23 protein-coding genes and 1 rRNA gene are annotated in these 22,155 nt (G+C 28.8%); 12 read left to right on the plus strand and 12 right to left on the minus strand.

Annotation, left to right across the window (positions count from 1 at the left end):
* The 12 genes from CHF27_RS07965 to dnaA form a co-directional block, all read right to left on the minus strand.
* Positions 1–250: ribosomal RNA gene (locus CHF27_RS07965) — 16S ribosomal RNA — on the minus strand; the annotation flags it as partial.
* 188 nt (positions 251–438) lie between these two features.
* On the minus strand, positions 439–1,212 hold the full coding sequence (locus CHF27_RS07970; protein WP_095405486.1) for a SigB/SigF/SigG family RNA polymerase sigma factor: 774 nt from the start codon (positions 1,210–1,212) through the stop codon (positions 439–441).
* The gene (locus CHF27_RS07975) at positions 1,212–1,598 is read right to left on the minus strand and encodes an ATP-binding protein (RefSeq protein WP_199533642.1); all 387 of its coding nucleotides are present in this window, start codon (positions 1,596–1,598) and stop codon (positions 1,212–1,214) included. The genes CHF27_RS07970 and CHF27_RS07975 overlap by 1 nt, the downstream gene beginning before the upstream one ends.
* A 24-nt stretch (positions 1,599–1,622) precedes the next feature.
* A complete protein-coding gene (locus CHF27_RS07980) occupies positions 1,623–1,940 on the minus strand; it encodes an STAS domain-containing protein (RefSeq protein WP_095405488.1) in 318 nt (105 codons plus the stop codon).
* Between the two features lie 25 nt (positions 1,941–1,965).
* A complete protein-coding gene (locus CHF27_RS07985; RefSeq protein WP_095405489.1) occupies positions 1,966–2,223 on the minus strand; it encodes a hypothetical protein in 258 nt (85 codons plus the stop codon).
* Entirely contained in the window at positions 2,223–2,507 is a 285-nt protein-coding gene (locus CHF27_RS07990) for a YtxH domain-containing protein (RefSeq protein ID WP_095405490.1), read from the minus strand. Before CHF27_RS07990 ends, CHF27_RS07985 begins: the two co-directional genes overlap by 1 nt.
* 81 nt (positions 2,508–2,588) lie before the next feature.
* Positions 2,589–5,015 (minus strand): DNA gyrase subunit A, encoded by a 2,427-nt coding sequence (gene gyrA / locus CHF27_RS07995; protein WP_095405491.1) that lies wholly within the window; start codon positions 5,013–5,015, stop codon positions 2,589–2,591.
* A gap of 19 nt (positions 5,016–5,034) precedes the next feature.
* Positions 5,035–6,936 carry a DNA topoisomerase (ATP-hydrolyzing) subunit B gene (gyrB, locus tag CHF27_RS08000; RefSeq protein ID WP_095405492.1) on the minus strand — a complete coding sequence of 634 codons (1,902 nt, stop codon included), beginning with the start codon at positions 6,934–6,936 and terminating at the stop codon, positions 5,035–5,037.
* Positions 6,937–8,052, minus strand: coding sequence for a DNA replication/repair protein RecF (recF, locus tag CHF27_RS08005; RefSeq protein ID WP_095405493.1), 1,116 nt, complete (start codon positions 8,050–8,052; stop codon positions 6,937–6,939). It lies immediately after the preceding gene.
* 15 nt (positions 8,053–8,067) lie between these two features.
* A complete protein-coding gene (gene yaaA / locus CHF27_RS08010) occupies positions 8,068–8,274 on the minus strand; it encodes a S4 domain-containing protein YaaA (RefSeq protein ID WP_095405494.1) in 207 nt (68 codons plus the stop codon).
* A 119-nt stretch (positions 8,275–8,393) separates the two neighbouring features.
* Positions 8,394–9,500 carry a DNA polymerase III subunit beta gene (gene dnaN / locus CHF27_RS08015; RefSeq protein WP_095405495.1) on the minus strand — a complete coding sequence of 369 codons (1,107 nt, stop codon included), beginning with the start codon at positions 9,498–9,500 and terminating at the stop codon, positions 8,394–8,396.
* Between the two features lie 241 nt (positions 9,501–9,741).
* Positions 9,742–11,061 (minus strand): chromosomal replication initiator protein DnaA, encoded by a 1,320-nt coding sequence (gene dnaA / locus CHF27_RS08020; RefSeq protein ID WP_095405496.1) that lies wholly within the window; start codon positions 11,059–11,061, stop codon positions 9,742–9,744.
* Positions 11,062–11,715: 654 nt separating this feature from the next.
* Here dnaA and rpmH point away from each other — a divergent pair.
* From rpmH to CHF27_RS08080, 12 genes are all read left to right on the plus strand, one after another.
* Positions 11,716–11,850, plus strand: a complete 135-nt coding sequence (rpmH, locus tag CHF27_RS08025; RefSeq protein ID WP_042277507.1) for a 50S ribosomal protein L34 — start codon at positions 11,716–11,718, stop codon at positions 11,848–11,850.
* Positions 11,851–11,929: 79 nt separating this feature from the next.
* Positions 11,930–12,274, plus strand: a complete 345-nt coding sequence (rnpA, locus tag CHF27_RS08030; RefSeq protein ID WP_095405497.1) for a ribonuclease P protein component — start codon at positions 11,930–11,932, stop codon at positions 12,272–12,274.
* Between the two features lie 47 nt (positions 12,275–12,321).
* The gene (gene yidD / locus CHF27_RS08035; protein WP_095405498.1) at positions 12,322–12,573 is read left to right on the plus strand and encodes a membrane protein insertion efficiency factor YidD; all 252 of its coding nucleotides are present in this window, start codon (positions 12,322–12,324) and stop codon (positions 12,571–12,573) included.
* Positions 12,574–12,603: 30 nt separating this feature from the next.
* On the plus strand, positions 12,604–13,308 hold the full coding sequence (locus tag CHF27_RS08040) for a YidC/Oxa1 family membrane protein insertase (protein WP_095405499.1): 705 nt from the start codon (positions 12,604–12,606) through the stop codon (positions 13,306–13,308).
* Positions 13,280–13,906, plus strand: a complete 627-nt coding sequence (gene jag, locus CHF27_RS08045; RefSeq protein ID WP_095405500.1) for an RNA-binding cell elongation regulator Jag/EloR — start codon at positions 13,280–13,282, stop codon at positions 13,904–13,906. Before CHF27_RS08040 ends, jag begins: the two co-directional genes overlap by 29 nt.
* A gap of 117 nt (positions 13,907–14,023) precedes the next feature.
* A complete protein-coding gene (gene mnmE, locus CHF27_RS08050; RefSeq protein WP_095405501.1) occupies positions 14,024–15,403 on the plus strand; it encodes a tRNA uridine-5-carboxymethylaminomethyl(34) synthesis GTPase MnmE in 1,380 nt (459 codons plus the stop codon).
* A gap of 115 nt (positions 15,404–15,518) precedes the next feature.
* Positions 15,519–17,414: a tRNA uridine-5-carboxymethylaminomethyl(34) synthesis enzyme MnmG gene (mnmG, locus tag CHF27_RS08055; protein ID WP_095405502.1), complete on the plus strand. Its 1,896-nt coding sequence runs from the start codon at positions 15,519–15,521 to the stop codon at positions 17,412–17,414.
* The gene (gene rsmG / locus CHF27_RS08060; protein WP_095405503.1) at positions 17,407–18,126 is read left to right on the plus strand and encodes a 16S rRNA (guanine(527)-N(7))-methyltransferase RsmG; all 720 of its coding nucleotides are present in this window, start codon (positions 17,407–17,409) and stop codon (positions 18,124–18,126) included. The genes mnmG and rsmG overlap by 8 nt, the downstream gene beginning before the upstream one ends.
* Positions 18,127–18,313: 187 nt before the next feature.
* Entirely contained in the window at positions 18,314–19,099 is a 786-nt protein-coding gene (gene noc, locus CHF27_RS08065; protein WP_095405504.1) for a nucleoid occlusion protein, read from the plus strand.
* Between the two features lie 56 nt (positions 19,100–19,155).
* Positions 19,156–19,929 (plus strand): ParA family protein, encoded by a 774-nt coding sequence (locus tag CHF27_RS08070; protein ID WP_095405505.1) that lies wholly within the window; start codon positions 19,156–19,158, stop codon positions 19,927–19,929.
* Position 19,930: 1 nt separating this feature from the next.
* A complete protein-coding gene (locus tag CHF27_RS08075) occupies positions 19,931–20,806 on the plus strand; it encodes a ParB/RepB/Spo0J family partition protein (protein WP_095405506.1) in 876 nt (291 codons plus the stop codon).
* 23 nt (positions 20,807–20,829) lie between these two features.
* Positions 20,830–21,972 (plus strand): aminotransferase class V-fold PLP-dependent enzyme, encoded by a 1,143-nt coding sequence (locus CHF27_RS08080; RefSeq protein WP_095405507.1) that lies wholly within the window; start codon positions 20,830–20,832, stop codon positions 21,970–21,972.
* Positions 21,973–22,155 lie beyond the last annotated feature (183 nt).

The following is a 22,155-nucleotide window of genomic DNA, read 5'->3' on the forward strand; positions in this document are numbered from 1 at the left end:
TTACCTTACCAACTAGCTAATCAGACGCGGGTCCATCCTGTACCGCTAAAGCTTTGGTGCTTCGAAGATGTCTTCATAGCACTTTATCTCGTATTAGCATACCTTTCGGTATGTTATCCGTGTGTACAGGGCAGGTTACCCACGCGTTACTCACCCGTCCGCCGCTCTTTCCCGAAGGAAATCGCTCGACTTGCATGTGTTAGGCACGCCGCCAGCGTTCATCCTGAGCCAGGATCAAACTCTCAAATAAAAGTTTTGATGGGCTCAGATACTGTTATATATCTGGCTTTGTTTGGTTGTTTCAAATTCTATAAATTAACCTACTGTTTAATTTTCAAAGTTCATTTTTTCTTGCTGTCCCTTTTCTTAAGGACAAGTAATAATATACTATACATTTAACAGTAGGTCAATAGTTTTTATAAAGTTTTTTCATTTTTTTTAAACATTTTTTTCATATTCTTTTTTTAGCTTTTCTATTATCTTTCTTTCTATTCTAGAAACAGTCATTTGAGATATTTCTAATTCATTTGCTATAGCTGATTGAGTTTTGTCTAAGAAGAATCTTTCTTTAAATATCTTTAATTCTAATTCATTTAAATTTTCCATGAATTTATTTATAAAATCTTTTTGTTCTATATTTCCAAAACTACTTTCTTCTTTTCCTATTTTATCAATTAGAGTTATATCCTTATCTTCAGAATCATCATTACTTGATGCATCCAAAGATATTGGTTGATATCCATATGAAGCTTCCATTGCTTCTAAAACATCTTCTTCTCTACACCCTATATACTCTGCTATCTCTTTAACTTTAGGGTGTTTTTTATTTTTCTGTTCAAGAAATACTCTAGCTTCACTTATTTTCTTACTTAATTCCTGAACTCTTCTAGGAACTCTTAAGGTCCAAACTTTATCTCTAAAATACTTTTTTATTTCTCCCATTATTGTTGGAGTTGCAAAACTAGAAAATTCAAAACCTTTATCTATGTCATATCTGTCAATTGCATATATTAATCCTAATGATGCAACTTGATAAATATCTTCAAATTCAACACCCTTATTCATATATTTCTTAGCTAATATATTTACTAAGTATAAATTTTTCTCAATTAAAATATTTCTAATTTCTCTATCCTTATCCTTGTTATACATCTTGAACAGTTCTTTTGTATCCATATCTAGGTAAGTCGTAGCATTAGCTACTTTTTTCATTAAATATCAACTCCTAAATACTTAGTCATTTTTATTATTGTGCCATCTTTGTCATTAGATTCAATACTTACATCATCCATTAATGATTGTATTATAAATAATCCTAATCCATTTTCTTTAGGATTTTCTAAATCAGGTGCTTTTATCTTACTAATATCGTAGCCTTGTCCATTATCTTGTATTTCAATATTTAATCCATTATCTAATATCTTAAATGTTATATTAAATATATCATCATTACTATGCTTTATGGCATTTGTGCATGCTTCTGATACAGCTACTTTTATATCTTCTATATCATCTATCGGAAATCCAATCTTATTTGCTATACCTGATGTAGTTAATCTTATTATTCCTACATACTGTGGATTGGAAGTTATTTCCATTCTTATAGTTTCACAAGTCAAATTTTATCCCTCCACCTTAAATATTTTATCTAGACCTGTTATAGTAAAAATCTTTCTAACATTATTTCTAGGATTTATTATGTATATTTCTTTATTTACCACTTTTAGCTTTTTTAAAACACCTATCATAACACCTAACCCTGTTGAATCTATATACTCTAAATCTTTAAAATCCATTTTTATGTCTATCATGTCTTGGTCAGCTAATCCATGTAAATATTCTTTCAACTTATCTGCTGTTGAAACATCCAATTCTCCCTTTAAAGCTACTTCCCATAGACACTCTTGATCATTTAATTTAGAATCTATATTTATTGACATAGATATACCTCCTCATCATACACGCTTATCTTTTTATAATCTTAAAAATTTTTGTTAAACTAGCTACTTTACTAAATAAACCTATAATATCATCTGTACTTTTCGTTATTGCTGCAACATTTTCTATCGTTTCGTGTATATATCTTTCATCATAGTCAACTATTTTATATACCTTTTCAACAACTTTATTTGCGCTATTCAATAACTTGCTTATGTATATAGCTATAATTAATGCAGATGCGCCAAATAATACCGCTCCAATTTGCCAACCTAATGCATTCATTATTTATTCTCTCCCTCATCATTAAAGCTCTTACTTATTACTATTTCATCTTCAGAAATTTTTATATTATCATCTTCAGAATTTTCATCTATTATATTTGTTATTTTATCTTTTACTTCTTCAAACGTTCCACGTAGAACTCCTTTTGGATTCTCTTTTACTTCCTCAAATTTATCTTTTGTTTGCTTTCTTAATTCAGAACCTTTTTTAGGGGCAAAAAATAACCCAGCTATAAATCCAAATAAAGCTCCTAAAAATAAATACTTTCCACTTCTTCCTTTCATACTAGCTATTCCTCTCCAATCTTGATATTATTTTTTATTTATATTATATATAAGTATACAGAAGAAGAATAGGATAATATCCTATTCTTCTTCTATATTTATTTTGGCAATAGAAACTACATTAACTTCGCTCTCAGTCTTCATTAGTTTTACTCCGCTTGTTACTCTTCCGAATAATGAAATCTCACCAACTCTAATTCTTATTAATACTCCATCAGAATTTATAATCATAATTTCATCATCTTCATTTACTAACTCAGCTCCAACAATTTCACCTGTTTTTTCTGATATATTGTAAGTTTTTATACCTTTTCCAGCTCTTATTTGACTTCTATACTCTTCAATATCTGTTCTCTTTCCAAATCCATTTTCACTAACTACGAGTACATCTGTACCTTCATCACAAAGTCCCATAGATACTACTTTATCTCCTTTAGATAAAGTTATACCTTTAACACCCATAGCTGTTCTACCCATATGTCTTATATCATTTTCATCAAATCTGATAGACATTCCTTTTCTAGTAACTAAAAGAACTTCTTTTTCTCCATCAGTAATTTTAACATCAATAAGTTCATCATCTTCTCTAAGTCCTATAGCTATAAGACCTGATTTATTTATATTTTTAAATTCTTCTCTCTTAGTCTTTTTCACTATACCCTTTTTAGTAGCTAATAATAAATAACTATTTTCACTTGTTCCATCTATAGGTATTAATGTTGCTATTTTTTCGTCAGGACCTAACTGTAGTAAGTTAACTATAGCAGTTCCTTTTGCTTGTCTCTTTCCTTCAGGTATTTCGTATGCATCTAATCTGAATACTCTACCTTTATTTGTAAAGAATAACAATCTACTGTGTGTTGTAGTTGTAACAAGGTGTTTTACAAAGTCATCTTCTCTTGTTGTAAGAGCTGCAATTCCTTTTCCACCTCTTTTTTGACTTCTATAAGTATCTGATGGTAATCTTTTAATATAACCAAAATGAGTAAGAGTTATCGCTATCTCTTCATCACTTATAAGGTCTCTCATATCTATTTCACCTTCAGCATGTCTTATTTCTGTTCTTCTTTCATCTGCATGATTTTCTTTTATAACAAGCATTTCTTGTTTGATTACATTTAAAAGAATTCTCTTATCTGCTAATATTTCTTTTAATCTATTTATTTTTTTGATTAATTCTTCATATTCAGCATCAATCTTATCTCTTTCTAATCCTGTAAGCCTTTGAAGTTTCATATCAAGTATAGCTTGAGCTTGAAGTTCTGATAAACTAAACTTCTCTATTAATCCAGCCTTAGCTTCTTGAGCATTTTTTGAACTTCTTATTAAACTTATTACTGCATCTATATTATCTAAAGCTATTTTTAATCCCTCTAATATATGAGCTCTAGCTTCAGCTTTATTTAAATCAAATTGTGTTCTTCTAGTAACAACATCTTCTTGATGTTTAACATAATGATATAAAATTTGTTTAAGATTTAATATTTTGGGCTGACCATTAACTAATGCTAGCATTATTATGCTAAAAGTATCTTCCATTTGAGAATGTTTATAAAGATTATTTAATACTATATTAGCATTTGCATCTCTCTTAAGCTCTATAACTATTCTCATACCATTTCTATTACTTTCATCTCTTAAATCAGAGATACCTTCTAACTTTTTATCTTTAACTAATTCAGCTATTCTTTCAACCAATCTAGCTTTATTTACTTGATATGGTATTTCTGTAACAATTATTTGTTGTCTTCCTTTAGCTAGTTCTTCAATGTATGCCTTTGCTCTAACCTTTACTTTACCTCTACCAGTTCTGTATGCGTCAGCTATATTTTCTTTTCCCATTATGATAGCTGATGTTGGGAAATCTGGCCCTTTTACATATTCACTTAATTCTTCAATACTACACTCAGGATTGTCTATTAAGTGTACAGTAGCATCTATTACCTCACCTAAGTTATGAGGAGGTATTGAGGTTGCCATACCAACAGCGATACCATTTGATCCATTTACCAAAAGATTTGGATATCTACATGGTAATACAGACGGTTCTTTTAACGATTCATCAAAGTTTGGTATATAATCTACAGTTTCTTTATCTATATCTCTTAATAGCTCAAGAGATAATTTACTCATTCTAGCTTCTGTATAACGCATTGCGGCAGGTGAATCTCCATCTACAGAACCAAAGTTACCATGACCATCAACTAATAGTCCTCTAGTTGAGAAATCTTGAGCCATTCTGACCATTGCAAGGTATACTGCAGTATCTCCATGTGGGTGATACTTACCTAAAACGTCCCCGACAATACGAGCAGACTTTCTATAAGGTTTATCTGGAGTTAAATTTAATTCACTCATTGAATATAATATTCTTCTATGAACTGGCTTTAATCCATCTCTTACATCTGGAAGAGCACGACCAGCTATAACACTCATCGCATAATCTATATACGATTTTTTCATTTCATCGGCTATTTCAATAGGGAGTATTCTGTTATTTTCTTCCATGGATACTCATCCCCTTTCTCTATATATCTAAATTTCTAACAAATTTTGCATTTTCTTGTATAAATTCTTTTCTTGGAGCAACTTTATCCCCCATAAGCATAGAGAATACTTCATCTGCTATAGCAGCGTCATCTATAGAAACTTGTAATAAAGTTCTAGTTTCTGGATTCATTGTAGTGTCCCATAATTGTTCTGCATTCATCTCTCCAAGACCTTTATATCTTTGAAGCTCTACTCCATTTCTTCCAATCTCTTCTAATAAAATATTTAACTCTTCATCTGAGTAAACATAATGTTCTTTCTTTTGCTTTTTCACTTTATATAAAGGTGGTTGAGCTACATAAACGTAACCATTCTCTATAAGTGGTCTCATATATCTGAAGAAGAATGTTAAAAGTAATGTTCTTATATGAGCTCCATCTACATCGGCATCGGTCATTATAACTATTTTATGGTATCTCGCCTTTTCTAAGTCAAAATCATTTCCTATACCGCAACCATATGCAGTTATCATATTTTTTATCTCTTCTGAAGATAATATTTTATCTAATCTAGATTTTTCAACATTAAGTATTTTACCCCTTAAAGGTAAAATTGCTTGAGAATGTCTATCTCTACCTTGCTTTGCTGAACCTCCAGCAGAATCCCCTTCGACTAAGAATATTTCACTTTTTGAAGGATCTTTTTCAGCACAATCAGCTAGCTTACCTGGTAAAGAAGTACTCTCTAATACACTTTTTCTTCTTGTTAATTCTCTAGCTCTTTTTGCCGCTTCTCTTGCTCTTTGAGCTCTAAGACCTTTTTCAACTATTATTTTAGCTGTTACTGGATTTTCTTCTAAGAATGATCCTAACTCTTCTACTGTTACACTATCAACAATACCTCTCATATCTGTATTTCCTAATTTTGTCTTAGTTTGACCTTCAAATTGAGGTTCTGGTAACTTAACAGAAACTACAGCTGTAAGACCTTCTCTTATATCTTCACCTAATAAATTAGGCTCGCTCTCTTTTAATAATTTATTTCTTTTTGCATAATCATTTATTGTTTTAGTAAGTGCAGCCTTAAATCCACTTAAATGTGACCCACCTTCATGAGTACTTATATTATTAGCAAAAGAATATATGTTCTCTGTATAACCATCAGTATACTGCATTGCTAATTCTACAACACAATCCTTAATTTTCTTATCTATATAAACAGGATCTTCATGTATTGCTGTTTTTGTTTTATTTAAGTATTTAACATACTCTATTAGTCCACCCATGTAATGGAATTCTTTCTTTTTTTCAATATCATGTCTTTTGTCTTCAAATACTATTTTTATCCCTTTGTTTAAGAAAGATAACTCTCTAAGTCTATGCTCTAGAGTTTCGTATTTGAAATCAACTTCATCAAATATAGTAGCATCTGGCATGAATTTTACTACTGTTCCAGTATGAGAAGCTTCTCCAACAACTTCAAGATTTGATGTTGCTACTCCTCTTTCATATGTCTGTCTGTATATTTTTCCATTTCTATATACCTCTGCAACTAACCACTCCGATAAAGCATTAACTACAGAAACACCAACTCCATGAAGACCTCCAGATACCTTGTATCCTCCGCCTCCAAATTTTCCTCCTGCATGAAGAACGGTTAAAACTGTTTCTAAAGTTGACCTTCCTGTTTTTGGGTGAACTTCAACTGGTATACCTCTTCCGTTATCAGTTACTAAAATACTCCCATCTTCGTTTATAGACACGTATATTTCTGAGCAATAACCTTGTAATGCCTCATCTATACTGTTATCTACTACTTCATAAACTAAATGGTGTAAACCTCTAGGTCCTGTTGAACCTATGTACATCCCAGGTCTTTTTCTAACGGCTTCTAATCCTTCTAATACTTGTATCTGACTTGCACCGTATTCTTGTTTCATTTAGTTCCCTCCATTCTCTATGTTTATAACTTGTCCTTGCTCGATATTAAAGATAGTTGTATTGCTCTTATCAAATATATTTTTATGTGAAACTTCAGCAGTTGTTATAAACATCTGAACTTTACTTAAATTATTTACTAACAATTTTTGTCTAGTTTCATCTAATTCACTAAATACGTCATCTAGTATCAAAATAGGAAATTCTCCTACTTCTTTTTTTATTAATTCTATTTCTGACAATTTTAAAGAAATTGAAGCTGTTCTTTGTTGTCCTTGAGAACCATAAAGTCTTACATCCAAATCATTTATAAATATATTTAAATCATCTTTGTGTATTCCATATCTAGTTGTTCTAGTTTCAATATCATGTTCCCTGCTATTTGTAAGCTTATCTAAAAATTTGTCATATACACTTGAAACTGTATCTTCCTCGCAAATACCAAGCTGATTTTTATAAGATATTGATAATTTTTCAATTCCATTTGTTAAATTTTCATGCATTTTCATAGCTATATCTGATATTTTTTTTATAAAATCTCTTCTTAAAATATAGATGTAACTTCCGTATTTTGCTAAATTTTCATCATATACATCTAACAAATTTTTATCAATATAATTAGTTTTTAATAATTTATTTTTTTGAAATAAAATTTTATTATAACTAGTCAAATAATTATAATATTTAGGTATGATTTGGCTAATCTCTTTGTCTATAAACAATCTTCGCTCTTTAGGTCCTTCTTTTACTAATTTTAAATCTTCTGGCGAAAATATTACAACATTTAAATTTCCAAGTAATTCATGTATTTTTTGTATGTGAATTTTATTAACTTTTATGCCTTTTTTATTTTTTCCAATAGCTACTTCTATTAGACGCATACTACCATATTTGAAAAAATTTCCTCCAACATATAAATTTTCACTATTAAATTTTATAATTTCTTTGTCTTTGTTCGTTCTAAATGATTTTCCAAAAGATAGCATATATATAGATTCTACTATATTTGTCTTTCCTTGGCCATTTTTCCCAACTAAAAGATTTATTTTTTCATTGAATTCTATGTGTAAATCATTATAATTTCTAAAATTGACTAATTGTAAATTCTTTAGTCGCATAAAAGGCGCTCCTTTTTATACTACTTTTATTTTATTTCCTTCTACTTCAACTATATCTCCTGATCTTAATTTCTTACCTCTTCTAGTTTCTACTTCTCCATTAACTTTAACGACACCTTCTTGTATTAAGAATTTTGCATGTCCTCCAGTAGAAGCAAGATCAACTAGTTTAAGAAATTGATCTAATTTTATATATTCTGAGTCTATATATTTTTCAATCATGTTGACTCCTCCTATTCAATATTTTTATAATATTTTCTAAATAACGGTTTAAAAGTATATTATATCACAAAATCAGTAACAAAAACCCAACTAATAAAAAGTTGGGTTTTTTGTCTATTCTATAAATTTGATGATATTCTTACTGGTAATAGTAAATATGTATAATTAATTCCATCTACTGGCTTTATAATACAAGGATTAACATTTGTAGTGAATTCAATAAAAATTTCTTCACTATCAATATTTTTTAGTCCCTCTAATAAATATCTTGAATTAAAAGCTATATCTAAATAATCTCCATCTAATTCTAATGAAACTTCTTCATAAACATTTCCCTTGTCAGTATTAGAAGTTATAGCCATTACATTATCTCTTATAGATAATTTTATAAGGTTATTTTTTTCAGATTGAGATAGTAAAGATGCTCTTTCTATACTGTTTAAAAGATCTTTAGTATTCAATTTAATTCTTGAGTTATGTTCTCTTGGAAGTAATTTTTTATAATCTATAAATTCTCCTTCAAGAAGCCTTGTTATTATTTTTGTTTCATTGATGATAAATATAGCATTTTTATCATCAAAACCAAGTTTTACATCTTCTTCTGATGAAAGTAAACTATTAACATCAGTAAGTGTTTTTCCTGGAATTATAACTTTGGCGTTGTTATCTATATTATCTACAAAACAAGTTCTAACCGCAAGTCTATATCCGTCAATTGCAACAAGGCTGATGTTTCCCTCAACAATTTCTAAAAGTTCACCCATTAAAATTGGTTTTGTTTGATCTTGAGATATTGCAAATACAGTTTGTTTGATCATATTTTTTAATAAGTCTTGAGGAATACTATATAAATCATTTTCATTCACTTCTGGTAATCTAGGATATTCTTTTGCAGATTCTCCTTTTATTTTAAATCTAGAGTTTACACAATTTATATATATATTATTTTCAGAATCAACTTCTATTTCTACAAATGAATCTGGTAATTTTCTAATTATATCTCCAAAAAGTCTGGCATTTACTACAATTTCACCTTCTTCTACTACTTCTGCTTGGACATGTGTTTCTATTCCTATTTCTAAATCATATCCAGTCAACGTCAATTGATCTCCTTTAGCAGATAATAAAATCCCTTTTAAAAGTTCTAAAGTAGTTTTTCCATTGATAGCTTTTTGAGCGATACCTATCTTATGAGCTAAGAGTTTTTGATTGCAAATTATTTTCAATGTGGATAACCTCCTTGCGAATTTTATATAAAAAAATAAATAAAAATAATAGTAGTAATAGTAGTAGGTGTTGTTGATAATGTGAATAAGTATATACACCGTAATAAGCGCAAAGATATCAACATGTGTATAAAATGTTAATATCTTTGTTGATTTTCTTATAATATTATGTGTATAAAATATTGACAAAAAAACAATGCACATTCTATTAACAGACTATTAACAGACAAATGTTAATAAATTATCCTTTTAAATCAGATATTATTTTGTCTATTTTGATTTTTATATCTTCATTCTCTAGTATATCTCTAGCTACTTTATCATGAGCATGAATAACAGTTGTATGATCTCTTCCTCCGAACTCTTCACCTATTTTTGGTAGAGATAAATCTGTAAGTTCACGAGATAAATACATAGCTATTTGTCTTGGATACGCTATAGATCGTGTTCTCTTTTTTGAATTGAAATCTTCCATTTTTAAGTTAAAAGCAGAAGATATTTTTTCTTTTATTCTATTTACAGTAATTTCCTCATTTTTAGAGGATGTAATAATATCTTTTAAAGCTTCTGTTGCAAGATCAAATGAAATCATTCTATTAGTAAGAGAAGAATATGCAACAACTCTAGTAAGAGCACCTTCTAATTCTCTAATATTTGATTTTATGTTTTTAGCAATATAAGTCATAACCTCATTTGACACTTCTATATCTTCCATTTGAGCTTTTTTGCGCAAAATAGCAATTCTAGTTTCAAAATCAGGAGCTTGTATATCTGTTATAAGTCCCATCTCAAAACGAGATCTAAGTCTATCTTCTAGTGTAGGAATGTCTTTTGGTGGTCTATCACTAGAAATAATTATTTGTTTATTAGCTTCATGTAAAGTATTAAATGTATGGAAAAACTCTTCTTGAGTTCCTTCTTTACCTGCTATAAATTGAATATCATCAATTAGTAATACATCTACATTTCTATATTTGTTTCTAAATTCTTCATTTCGATCATTTTTTATAGAATTTATAAGTTCATTTGTAAATTTTTCAGATGAAACGTAAACAACTTTAGGATCTTTTTTTTGAGTCATTATATGATGCCCGATAGCATGCATTAAATGTGTTTTTCCTAATCCAACACCTCCATATAAGAAAAGAGGATTGTAAGCTTTAGCTGGAGATTCGGCTACTGCAACACATGCAGCATGAGCAAATCTATTACTACTTCCTATAACAAAAGTATCGAAAGTATATTTAGGATTTAAATTAGGATAATTTTTTTTCACATTAGAAATTTTATTTTCTTCATCTAATCCCTCAACTTCTTTTTCGCTTAATACGAATTTTATATTGTATTTTTTTAGAGATAATTGATTTACTGAACTTTCGATAAGGTTCAAGTATCTATCTTCTAATATACTTTTTGTAAATTCATTTGGAACTAAAAGTATTAAATCATTTAAATATATCTTTAAAGGTATAATTTGCTTAAAAAAAGCATTAAAACTAGGGGGAGATAGTTCTCCTTTTATAAGTTGCAGTGTTTTGTTCCATAAAGAAACTATATCCATAATATAAACCTCCGAACAAAATAATTAACATTTTCCACAAAGTTATTAACAAAAAAAGAAAAAATCTATATAAATTTGACAAAATAACTAAACTAATGGATAAGGATGTGGATAAAGTTATAATAAAAAAATTTATTACATAAATTGAGAAAGATATAAACAATATGTATATAAAGTTATAAATAGTCTAAACATAGAATAAAGGTACTTTATAACTAAAGTATTGTCTTGAAATTTATAAGTTATACACATTTATATCCACAGCTTGTGAATAAACTTGATAAGTTGATAACTTTTATAAACATTATCAACAAGTATATTAATAATATCAGAATATATGTCAAACTTCAATACGATATAGGGAATTTATCCACAATATCAAGAGGCTGTTGATAAGAATCAAATATTATAATAAAATAGTATAAATTAGATTAAATATGTGGATTATATAGAAAAAAATATTATATCCCCTATATACTAATTTTAATAAACGCGTATACTATATATAATAGATAGTAATTTGTGGTTTTGAGAGGTCAAAAACACGTTGACAATGAATATAAAAGCATTTATAATTGTATGTGTTATGTTTACTTTGAGGGTAAAGTTATTATTTTTATAAACGGAAAAACAATCTGAAAGGCGGTGCAATAAATGAAAAGAACTTATCAGCCAAAGAAAAGACAAAGAAAGAAAGAACATGGTTTCAGAAAGAGAATGAAGACGTCTAACGGAAGAAACGTGTTAAGAAGAAGAAGAGCTAAAGGAAGAAATAGATTAACTCATTAATAATTAAAAAAGGCCGCTGTGAAAGTGGCCTTTTTGTGTAGAAAAATAATTATTAGCTGTGTTTATGGAGGAATAGTATATGGACTTTAATAGGACACAAGGGTTAAAGAAGGACTCTGATTTTAGAAAAGTATATAAACACGGTAAATCTTTTGCAAATAAATATTTAGTAATGTATATACTTAAAAATAAATCAGATTGTAGTCGAGTTGGAATATCTGTATCTAAAAAGGTAGGAAAAGCGATTACTCGAAACAAAGTTAGAAGATTAATAAGAGAATCTTATAGATTATATATTGATGAAAAAGTAAAAACTGGATATGACATAGTTTTTATAGCAAGAGTATCTAGTAAAGATGCTAGCTTTAATGATATACAAAAATCATTAAAACATTTAGTGAAAAAATCAGATATGTTTGTTTAGAATAGATAAGACAATTAGGATATATAATAAGCATGGAGGTCTTTACTTTGAATAAAATAAAATATATATTGAAGGAAATTAATATGTATTTATCGAAAATATGTATTTGCTTAGTAAGATTTTATCAAAAATATATATCTCCTTTAAAAGGTCCAACTTGCAGATTTTATCCTACATGTTCACAATATTCAATCGAGGCATTTAAAAAATATGGATTATTTAAAGGTATGTATCTGACAATAAGAAGAATATTGAAATGTCATCCTTTCCACCCAGGGGGTTATGACCCTTTGAAATAAATTGATAAGATACTTTAGGAGGTATAAAAATTGAATATAATAAGCAATGTATTAGGACATGCTTTAAGAATAATATTTGAATTTGTTAATAATTATGGACTATCAATAGTGTTATTTACAATTTTCGTAAAAGTATTATTGTTACCGCTTACAATTAAGCAAACAAAATCTACAAAAGCAATGCAGGACATGCAACCTAGATTAAAAGAAATACAAGAAAAATATAAAGATAAGCCAGAAAAGCAACAACAAGAAATTATGAGTCTTTACAAAGAAACTAATTTCAATCCATTATCAGGATGTTTACCTTTATTAATACAAATGCCTATATTATTTGGATTATTTAGTGTTTTAAGAGATCCTGTAAAATATAGTGTTTTCGCAGATCAAGCAGCTTTTGTAGCATCAGATAACGGATTTTTATGGCTAGCAAGTTTAACAGGAACGAATAATCTGAGTATGGGGATACTTTCAGGGGTGAGTGCATATGTAATGCAATCTGTAATGACGCCAGGTGATCAGCAACAAGCTTCAATGAAGACTATGTCATATGTTATGGCAGCTATGTCTTTTTGGTGGGGATATACTTTTCCAGCAGGGTTAGCAGTATATTGGACAGTAAGTAACTTATTCTCAATAGCTCAATACTACTTAATAATGAATCCTTTAAAAGCTAAGCTAGCTAACTCTAAGGAGGTAGTAATAGATGAGAAGAAGCCTAGAATTAAAAAGTAAAACAAAAGAAGAGGCAATAAATAAAGCTTTACAACAACTAAATGTAAAGTTAGAAGACTTAGAAGTCGAAATTATAGAAAATCCTACAAAAGGATTTCTTGGATTTATAGGTTCAAAAGATGGAACTTATAAATTTACAGTTATAGAAAGAGAAACAGATATAGCTAAAAAATTCATAGAAAATATACTTAAAAATGCTAATATTACAGCTAAGGTTAATGTAACCCAAGAAAACAATTTAATTAAAGTAAACATTGAAGGCAATGATGCTGCAAGTTTAATTGGTAGAAGAGGCGAAACACTAGATTCTATTCAATTTTTAACAGGTCTAGCACTTAACAAAGTAAATAAAGATTCTCATATGAGAGTTCTTGTGGATATCGAGAATTATAGATCTAAAAGAGAAGAATCTTTAGTAAGATATGCAAGTAAAGTAGCTAGAGAAGTAGCTAAAACTAAAAAAACTAAAAAATTAGATTGTATGAATCCTTATGAAAGAAGAATTGTTCATTCAGCTCTTCAAAACGACAAATATGTTATTACGTATAGTGAAGGAACAGACCCTTACAGAAGATTAGTTATAGAGTATAAAAGATAAAACTTAACCTCCTAGATTATAGGGGGTTTTATTTTTGAAATTTATTTTATATAATATTAGGATTAAGGAAAGAATTAAGATAACATAGATAAATTAAGATAACGAGAGGTGAAAAATTTGTTTATAGATGATACAATAGCAGCAATTGCAACAGCTCCTGGCGAAGGAGGAATAGGAATAATAAGAATAAGTGGAGATAGATCACTTTCTGTTGCTCAACAAATATTCAGATCAATGTCAGGAAAATCTATTGAAGATTATAACACAAGAACATTAATATATGGAAAAGTAGTAGATAATGAAAATGTAATAGATGAAGTACTATTAGCATATATGAAAGGCCCTAATTCATACACGTCAGAAGATGTTATTGAGATAAATTGCCATGGTGGATTTATTTCAGTAAAGAAAATATTAGAATTAATATTATCTAAAGATGTAAGGTTAGCTGATAGAGGAGAATTTACAAAAAGAGCATTTTTAAATGGAAGAATAGACTTATCTCAGGCAGAAGCTATTATAGACGTAATAACAGCAAAAACAGATATGGCTCATGAGGTAGCTCAAAATCAATTAGAAGGTTCGCTATCAAACAAAATAAAAGAACTAAGATTTAAAGTAACAGAAGTACTAGCTCATTTAGAAGTTTCAATAGATTTTTCAGAAGAAGATGTTGAAGAAATAACTTATAAGACACTTAGACAAAAATCTGAAGAAATTAGAAATGAAATCAAAAAATTATATGATACAGCTGAAAGCGGAAAAATCCTTAGAGAAGGATTAAAAACAGTAATAGTAGGAAAACCAAATGTAGGTAAATCATCATTATTAAATTCTATTTTAGGAGAAAATAGAGCAATAGTTACGGATATACCGGGTACTACTAGAGATGTAATAGAAGAATTTGTAAATATAAAAGGGATTCCTCTTAAGATAGTAGATACTGCTGGTATAAGAGAAACTGAGGATGTTGTTGAAAAAATTGGAGTAGAGAAATCTAGAGAATCATTTAATACTGCAGATTTAATTATCATGGTTCTAGATGCATCTAATAAATTAAGTGATGATGATATAGAGATATTACAACAAATAGAAAATAAGAGAACTATAGTTTTATTAAATAAAACAGATTTAAATAAACAAATAGAAGAAGACATGCTAAAGCAATATGTTGACAGTAATAGTATAATAAAAATATCAGCATTACAAAATGAAGGAATAGAAGAATTATATGATAAAATAGAATCTATGGTTTATAAAGGAAGTGTCAAAAATACTTCGAATTTAATGATTACAAATTCAAGACATAAAGATGCATTATCTAAAGCATATGAATCTATAAATGATGCAATAATTGCTATTGAGCAAAACATGCCGTATGATTTTATAGAAGTAGATTTTAAAAACATATGGGATTATTTAGGATATATAAATGGAGATACAATAAAAGAGGATTTATTAGATACTATATTTAGTAATTTCTGTATAGGTAAGTAATTTAATATTATAACCGGTCGGTCTTAATACTTAAATATATATAAATTATAATGATAAATTTAAATTATTATTGTGATTTTCGTGAAACATTAAGGTTTAATAGAAAGGAGATATAATGAAAAAGTTTAATGCAGGAGAATATGATGTAGTCGTTGTTGGAGCTGGACATGCTGGATGTGAAGCTGCCTTAGCAACAGCAAGGATGGGACAAAAGACACTAGTTGTAACATTGTCTTTAGATTCTATAGGAATGATGCCATGTAATCCATCTATAGGTGGTACAGGTAAAGGACAATTAGTAAAAGAAATAGATGCTTTAGGTGGACAAATGGGTATAAATGCAGATAAAACATTTATACAAAGTAGAATGTTAAATACAGCAAAAGGACCAGCTGTACATTCATTAAGAGCGCAAGCAGATAAGTTTAAGTATCACACAGAAATGAAAAGAACCTTAGAAGATGAACCTAACATAGATATAGTTATGGATGAGGTTGTTGATATATTACATGAAGGAAATGTAGTTAAAGGAGTAGTCACAAAACTAGGTTGTATATATGAAGCTAAAGCTGTAGTTTTAGCAACAGGAGTTTACTTAAACTCTAAGATATATATGGGAGAAGTTTCATTTCATGAAGGACCTAATGCATTAGGATATGCAAAGCATTTAACAGAAGGATTAGTAAATTTAGGCTTAAATATGAGAAGATTTAAAACTGGTACACCAGCTAGAATTCATAGAGATAGCATAGATTTTTCGGTTATGGATAGACAAGAAGGAGATAAAAAGATTACACCATTCTCTTTCTTAAGTGAAAATTTAAATATCAATCAAGAACCATGTTATTTAACTAGAACCAATTTAGATACACATGCAGTAATTTTAAATAACTTAAGCAGATCTGCTATGTATGGTGGAAAAGTAGAAAGCACAGGTGCTAGATATTGTCCATCTATAGAAGATAAAGTTGTAAGATTTAATGATAAAGAATCACACCAAATATTTATTGAGCCAGAAGGAATAGATACAAAGGAAATGTATATTCAAGGTATTTCGACAAGTTTACCTTATGAAGTGCAAATACAAATGTATAAGACTGTAAAAGGTTTAGAAAATGCTCAAATAATGAGACCTGCTTATGCTATAGAATATGATTGTATTGATCCTACTCAATTAAAAATATCTCTTGAAATTAAAGGTGTTGAAAATTTATTTAGTGCAGGACAATTTAATGGAACTTCAGGATATGAAGAAGCAGCATCTCAAGGTCTTATAGCTGGTATAAACGCAGCATTAAAAATACAAGGAAAAGAACCTTTTGTACTTGATAGAGCAGAAGCATATATTGGAGTATTAATAGATGATTTAGTAACAAAAGGAACTAATGAACCTTATAGAATGATGACATCTAGATCAGAATATAGATTATATTTAAGACAAGATAATGCGGATATGAGACTTACTCAAAGAGGATATGATATAGGGTTAGTTAAAGAAGATAGATATCAAAGATTTTTAAATAAAAAAGATGAAGTTGAAAAAGAATTAGAGAGATTAAAAACTGAAAGAGTAACACCAAAAGAAGTGAACCACCTTCTTTTAGAAAAGGGTGCATCTGAAATAAAAGTAGGATTATCTTTATATGAATTTTTAAAACGCCCTGAAGTAACTTATGAATTAATCGAGTTAGTAGGAAAAGGTGCAGGAGAAGAAGTTTCGGATGAAGTTAAAGAACAATGTGTAATAATGACTAAATACGAAGGATATATAGATAAACAATTAAAACAAATAGATCAGTTTAAAAAACTAGAAAATAGAAAGCTTCCAGAAAATATAAATTATTCATCAATAGATGGCCTTAGAATAGAAGCTAGACAAAAGCTTGATGCTATAAAACCTATATCTATAGGACAAGCTTCTCGTATATCAGGGGTTTCGCCTGCAGATATCTCAGTACTTCTTATATATTTAGAACAAATGAGAAGAGGTAGGGGAGGAAATAATGAATAATAAAGAAATTCTAAGAAATGGACTAGAAGAACTTGGTTTAAAATCAGATGATAAAGTATTAGAAAGTTTTAGAATTTATAGAGAAATATTAGTTGAGTGGAATCAAAAAATGAACCTTACTGGTATAGAAGACGAAAAAGAAGTGTATATAAAACACTTCTTAGATTCTATATCTGCTGTAAAAAATGGATATATAACAGATGGAATGTCTATCATTGATGTAGGAACAGGAGCTGGATTTCCTGGTTTACCCCTAAAGATTTGTTTACCAAATTTAAAAACCACTTTATTAGATTCTTTAAATAAAAGAATAAATTTCTTACAAGAAGTTAGCAACCAACTACAACTTGATGATATAGAATTTATACATGGTAGAGCTGAAGATTTTGGTAAGGATGAAATATATAGAGAAAAATATGACATAGCGACAGCAAGAGCTGTAGCAGGGTTACCTATTTTAATGGAGTTTTGTGTTCCATTTGTAAAAGTAGGAGGGCACTTTATATGTCTAAAAGGACCTAATGCAAATCTTGAATTAGAAGAGTCTAAAGCTGCTATGGATGCTTTAGGTTTAGAATTTATAGAAAAGATTGATGTTGAATTGCCTGATTCTGAATTAAATCACAATATATTGGTATTTAAAAAAGTAAAAAATACACCAGATAAATACCCTAGAAAAGCAGGTAAACCAGCAAAAGCACCTATAAAATAGCTATAAAAACATTAAGAAAAGTAATTATTTCCTAAGAAATAACTTAACTTACATTAAAAATTAAACAAAATAGAAGGATTATGTAAGTACATGAAGAAATATTAACTCATATATAACTAATGTATGATTAATTTGTAGATAGTTACTGAAATTCAAATATATTTATATCTAATGAGAGAGGGATGTTATGGAAGATAAAAGAGTTATGGAGATACCTATAGAAAATATAGTTCCAAATCCATATCAGCCAAGAAAGATATTTTCACAAGCAGCACTAGAAGAGTTAAGCAACTCTATAAAAGTTTATGGAGTACTTCAGCCTATAACAGTTAGAGAAAAAGATGATAAATATGAGTTAATTGCGGGGGAAAGAAGATTTAGAGCAGCTAAACTTGCTGATTTTAAAACTATTCCAGCTATTATAAATAATATGTCAGATGAATCTTCAGCAGTACTTGCTTTGTTAGAAAATTTACAAAGAGAAGATTTAAACTTTATTGAAGAGGCTATGGGATATGAGAATTTAATAAAGGAGCATAGCTTTACCCAACAACAGTTAGCTGAAAAATTAGGAAAAAATCAATCGACTATAGCGAATAAGCTTAGAATATTGAGACTTCCTGGCGATGTAAAAATAAAGCTTGTAGAAAATGGTTTGACTGAAAGACATGCAAGATCGCTTCTTAAATTACCAAATGAAGAGTTAATGAAAGAAGTTTTAGACAAGGTAATAAAAAATGAAATGACTGTAAAGAAAACTGAAAAATTAATAAAAGATATATTAGAAGATTTGCAATCTCAAGAAGAACCTGATAAAAAACAAAATATAAAAGGTGCCATGGGTATTAGAATATACTTAAACACTATAAAACAGGCATTTGATGCAATATTAGGCACAGGAATTGAGGCTAAGTATAATGAAATAGATAAGGGAGATTACATGGAAGTTGTTGTAAAGATTCCTAAAAAATAAAAAGGTTACTGCTTAGCAGTAATTTTTTTTTAAAAGATTTAGGGGGGGAAAATCTTATGAGTAAGGTAATAGCAGTATTTAATCAAAAGGGTGGAGTTGGAAAGACTACTACTAATGTAAATTTAAGTGCAAGTATTGGTAAAATGGGTAAAAAGACATTGGTTTTAGATTTAGATCCTCAAGGCAATACAACTAGTGGATATGGAATAGATAAAAATACTGTTGAAAGTACAATATACGAAGTTATATTAGATAACTTGAGTATTAGAGAAGCTATAATAAGTACAGAATTTGAGAATATAGATATAATTCCATCCGCAACAGAGCTAGCAGGCGCAGAAATAGAGCTTACATCAATGAAGGATAGAGAATATATTTTAAAAAATGCTTTAGCAGAAATCCGAAATGAGTATGATTATATATTTATAGACTGTCCTCCTTCATTAGGAATGCTTACTATAAATTGTCTAACAGCTGTGGATAGTGTTTTAATACCGATACAATGTGAATATTATGCCTTGGAAGGTGTTAGTCAATTAATGGAGACTATAAAATTAGTTAAATCAAGACTAAATCCTAAAATTGATATACAAGGGGTAGTATTAAGTATGTTTGACGGTAGAGCTAATCTATCTATTCAGGTGGTAGAAGAAGTTAAAAAGTATTTTAAAGGAAGTGTATATACAACTTTAATACCTAGAAATGTTAGATTGGCTGAAGCACCAAGTCATGGTAAACCAGTAATTTATTATGATACTAGATGCAAAGGGTCAGTGGCATATTTAGAGTTAGCAGAAGAGTTTATAGATTTAGAGGAGGATGTAATATAATATGGATAAAAAAGTGCCTAAGAGAACTAATAGATTAGGAAGAGGACTTAGTGCATTAATACCAGACACTAAAGAAGAAATAGATAAAAAAGATATAATTAATTTAGAATTAGATAAAGTGTATCCAAATGAATCACAACCTAGAAAGGTATTTAATGGCGATAAGATAAAAGTTTTATGTGAATCAATTAAAAATTATGGAGTATTACAGCCAATTGTTGTAAAACCTGATGAAGAAGGAAAATATATGATAATAGCAGGAGAAAGAAGATATAGAGCCTCAAAGATGGCAAATCTAAAAGAAATTCCTGCTGTAATTAAAGACATTCCTATGAGAGATATTATGGAAATAGCTCTTATAGAGAATTTACAAAGAGAAGATTTAAATTCTATAGAAGAAGCTATAGCTTATAAAGGTCTTATAGATCATTATCATGTAACTCAAGAAGAACTATCAGAAGCAGTGGGTAAAAGTAGACCACATATAACAAACACCATTAGGCTATTAAATTTACAAAATGAAATTATTGATATGATAGAAGAAGGAAGTTTAACAGCAGGACATGGTAAAGCATTGCTTAGAATAGTAGATAAAGAAAAACAACTAGAGATAGCTAAAAAAGTAGCAGAAGAAGAACTTTCTGTTAGAGAGACAGAGAGATTAGCTAAAAGTATATCTGAGAACAATGAAATAAAAATTCCTAAGAAGATTAAAGAAAAAGATATATTTATAGTAGATGTAGAAGAAAGATTGACAAATGTCTTTGGTACAAAAGTCAATATTTCAAAAGGTAAGAAAAAAGGAAAGATAGAAATAGAATATTATGATGATGACGAATTAAATAATATAGTATCTATGCTTCTGGAAGAACATTAATTAAGCAAGAGAGGAAAGTATATATGATTTATTTAGACAATGCAGCGACTACGTATCCAAAACCAGAAAAGGTATATGAATCTATAATGGATTGTATGAAGAATTATTGCGCAAACCCAGGTAGAGCAGGTCATAAATTAGCAATGAAGGCAGCACGAGGAATATATGATGCACGAGAAAATATATCTAAATTATTTAACATTGAAAATCCTATGAATATAATTTTTACACATAACGCAACTGATTCTCTAAACTTGGCTATAAAAGGATGTGTAAAAAAGGGAGACCATATAATAACTACTAGTATGGAGCATAATTCTGTAATAAGACCTATTAAAGCATTAGAGGAAAAGGGAATAGAAAATACTATCGTTAAGTGTAATGAAGAAGGTTTTTTAGATGTTGAAGACATAAAGAAAGCTATAAAGAAAAACACAAAGCTTATAGTTACTACTCATGCATCTAATGTATGTGGAACGTTAATTAATATAAAGGAAGTTGGAGAAATAGCTAAGGAATATGGAATTTTATATTTGGTAGATGCATCTCAAACGGCAGGTGTATACGATATAGATGTTAAATCAATTAATATAGATATGTTAGCAGCTCCAGGTCATAAGTGCTTATTAGGGCCTCAAGGAACAGGAATATTATATATAAGAGAAGGATTAAATTTAACTATATTAAAAGAAGGTGGAACAGGTAGTAAATCAGAAGAATTATTTCAACCTGAATTATTACCAGATAAATATGAATCAGGAACTCATAATACTCCTGGTATAGTCGGATTAAGTGAAGGTGTAAAATTTATATTAGAAGAAGGAATAGAGAATATAAGAAAACATGAAGAAAATTTATGTAAGTATATGCTTGGAAAGTTAGAAGAGGTACCAAATATAAAGATATATGGTCCTAAAGATAGTACAAAGAGAGCGGCTGTAATTTCTATAAATATAGGAAATATGGATTCTGGAGAAATAACATTTTTGTTAGATAGTGAGTATGATATAGCAACAAGATCAGGAATTCATTGCGCACCATTAGCTCATAAGACGTTAGGAACTTTAGAGCAAGGAGCTGTTAGATTTAGCTTAGGTTACTTTAATACAAAAGAAGAAATAGATAAAGCAGTTAATGCATTAAAAGAAATAGCTAAAAATAATTAAGAATATAAATATTTTATTGAAAAAATTATTTATATAAAATAAAATATTTGGAGATGGTTTCGATTTTACTAGAAATCATCTTTTTTTATTATATAATAAATGTATAACAAATTTTAAAATACCTTTATAGGTTTCTTTAAAATAGAATTTTGACTGTATAAAATTTACAATTTTAAAAATAAT

Origin of the sequence: Romboutsia maritimum (genome assembly GCF_002251085.2) — a bacterium.
Taxonomy (GTDB): Bacteria; Bacillota; Clostridia; order Peptostreptococcales; family Peptostreptococcaceae; genus Romboutsia_B; species Romboutsia_B maritimum.

What these genes read in the sequence shown, in the direction of transcription:
- CHF27_RS07970 (WP_095405486.1), bottom strand. Translation starts at nt 1,212, where the DNA reads ATGAAAAAAGTAGCTAATGCTACGACTTACCTAGATATGGATACAAAA.
- noc (WP_095405504.1), top strand. Translation starts at nt 18,314, where the DNA reads ATGGAAGATAAAAGAGTTATGGAGATACCTATAGAAAATATAGTTCCA.
- recF (WP_095405493.1), bottom strand. Translation starts at nt 8,052, where the DNA reads ATGCGACTAAAGAATTTACAATTAGTCAATTTTAGAAATTATAATGAT.
- yaaA (WP_095405494.1), bottom strand. Translation starts at nt 8,274, where the DNA reads ATGATTGAAAAATATATAGACTCAGAATATATAAAATTAGATCAATTT.
- rpmH (WP_042277507.1), top strand. Translation starts at nt 11,716, where the DNA reads ATGAAAAGAACTTATCAGCCAAAGAAAAGACAAAGAAAGAAAGAACAT.
- CHF27_RS08080 (WP_095405507.1), top strand. Translation starts at nt 20,830, where the DNA reads ATGATTTATTTAGACAATGCAGCGACTACGTATCCAAAACCAGAAAAG.
- dnaA (WP_095405496.1), bottom strand. Translation starts at nt 11,061, where the DNA reads ATGGATATAGTTTCTTTATGGAACAAAACACTGCAACTTATAAAAGGA.
- CHF27_RS07990 (WP_095405490.1), bottom strand. Translation starts at nt 2,507, where the DNA reads ATGAAAGGAAGAAGTGGAAAGTATTTATTTTTAGGAGCTTTATTTGGA.
- rsmG (WP_095405503.1), top strand. Translation starts at nt 17,407, where the DNA reads ATGAATAATAAAGAAATTCTAAGAAATGGACTAGAAGAACTTGGTTTA.
- jag (WP_095405500.1), top strand. Translation starts at nt 13,280, where the DNA reads ATGAGAAGAAGCCTAGAATTAAAAAGTAAAACAAAAGAAGAGGCAATA.
- gyrA (WP_095405491.1), bottom strand. Translation starts at nt 5,015, where the DNA reads ATGGAAGAAAATAACAGAATACTCCCTATTGAAATAGCCGATGAAATG.
- gyrB (WP_095405492.1), bottom strand. Translation starts at nt 6,936, where the DNA reads ATGAAACAAGAATACGGTGCAAGTCAGATACAAGTATTAGAAGGATTA.
- CHF27_RS07975 (WP_199533642.1), bottom strand. Translation starts at nt 1,598, where the DNA reads ATGGAAATAACTTCCAATCCACAGTATGTAGGAATAATAAGATTAACT.
- CHF27_RS08075 (WP_095405506.1), top strand. Translation starts at nt 19,931, where the DNA reads ATGGATAAAAAAGTGCCTAAGAGAACTAATAGATTAGGAAGAGGACTT.
- CHF27_RS07985 (WP_095405489.1), bottom strand. Translation starts at nt 2,223, where the DNA reads ATGAATGCATTAGGTTGGCAAATTGGAGCGGTATTATTTGGCGCATCT.
- mnmG (WP_095405502.1), top strand. Translation starts at nt 15,519, where the DNA reads ATGAAAAAGTTTAATGCAGGAGAATATGATGTAGTCGTTGTTGGAGCT.
- CHF27_RS08070 (WP_095405505.1), top strand. Translation starts at nt 19,156, where the DNA reads ATGAGTAAGGTAATAGCAGTATTTAATCAAAAGGGTGGAGTTGGAAAG.
- CHF27_RS07980 (WP_095405488.1), bottom strand. Translation starts at nt 1,940, where the DNA reads ATGTCAATAAATATAGATTCTAAATTAAATGATCAAGAGTGTCTATGG.
- rnpA (WP_095405497.1), top strand. Translation starts at nt 11,930, where the DNA reads ATGGACTTTAATAGGACACAAGGGTTAAAGAAGGACTCTGATTTTAGA.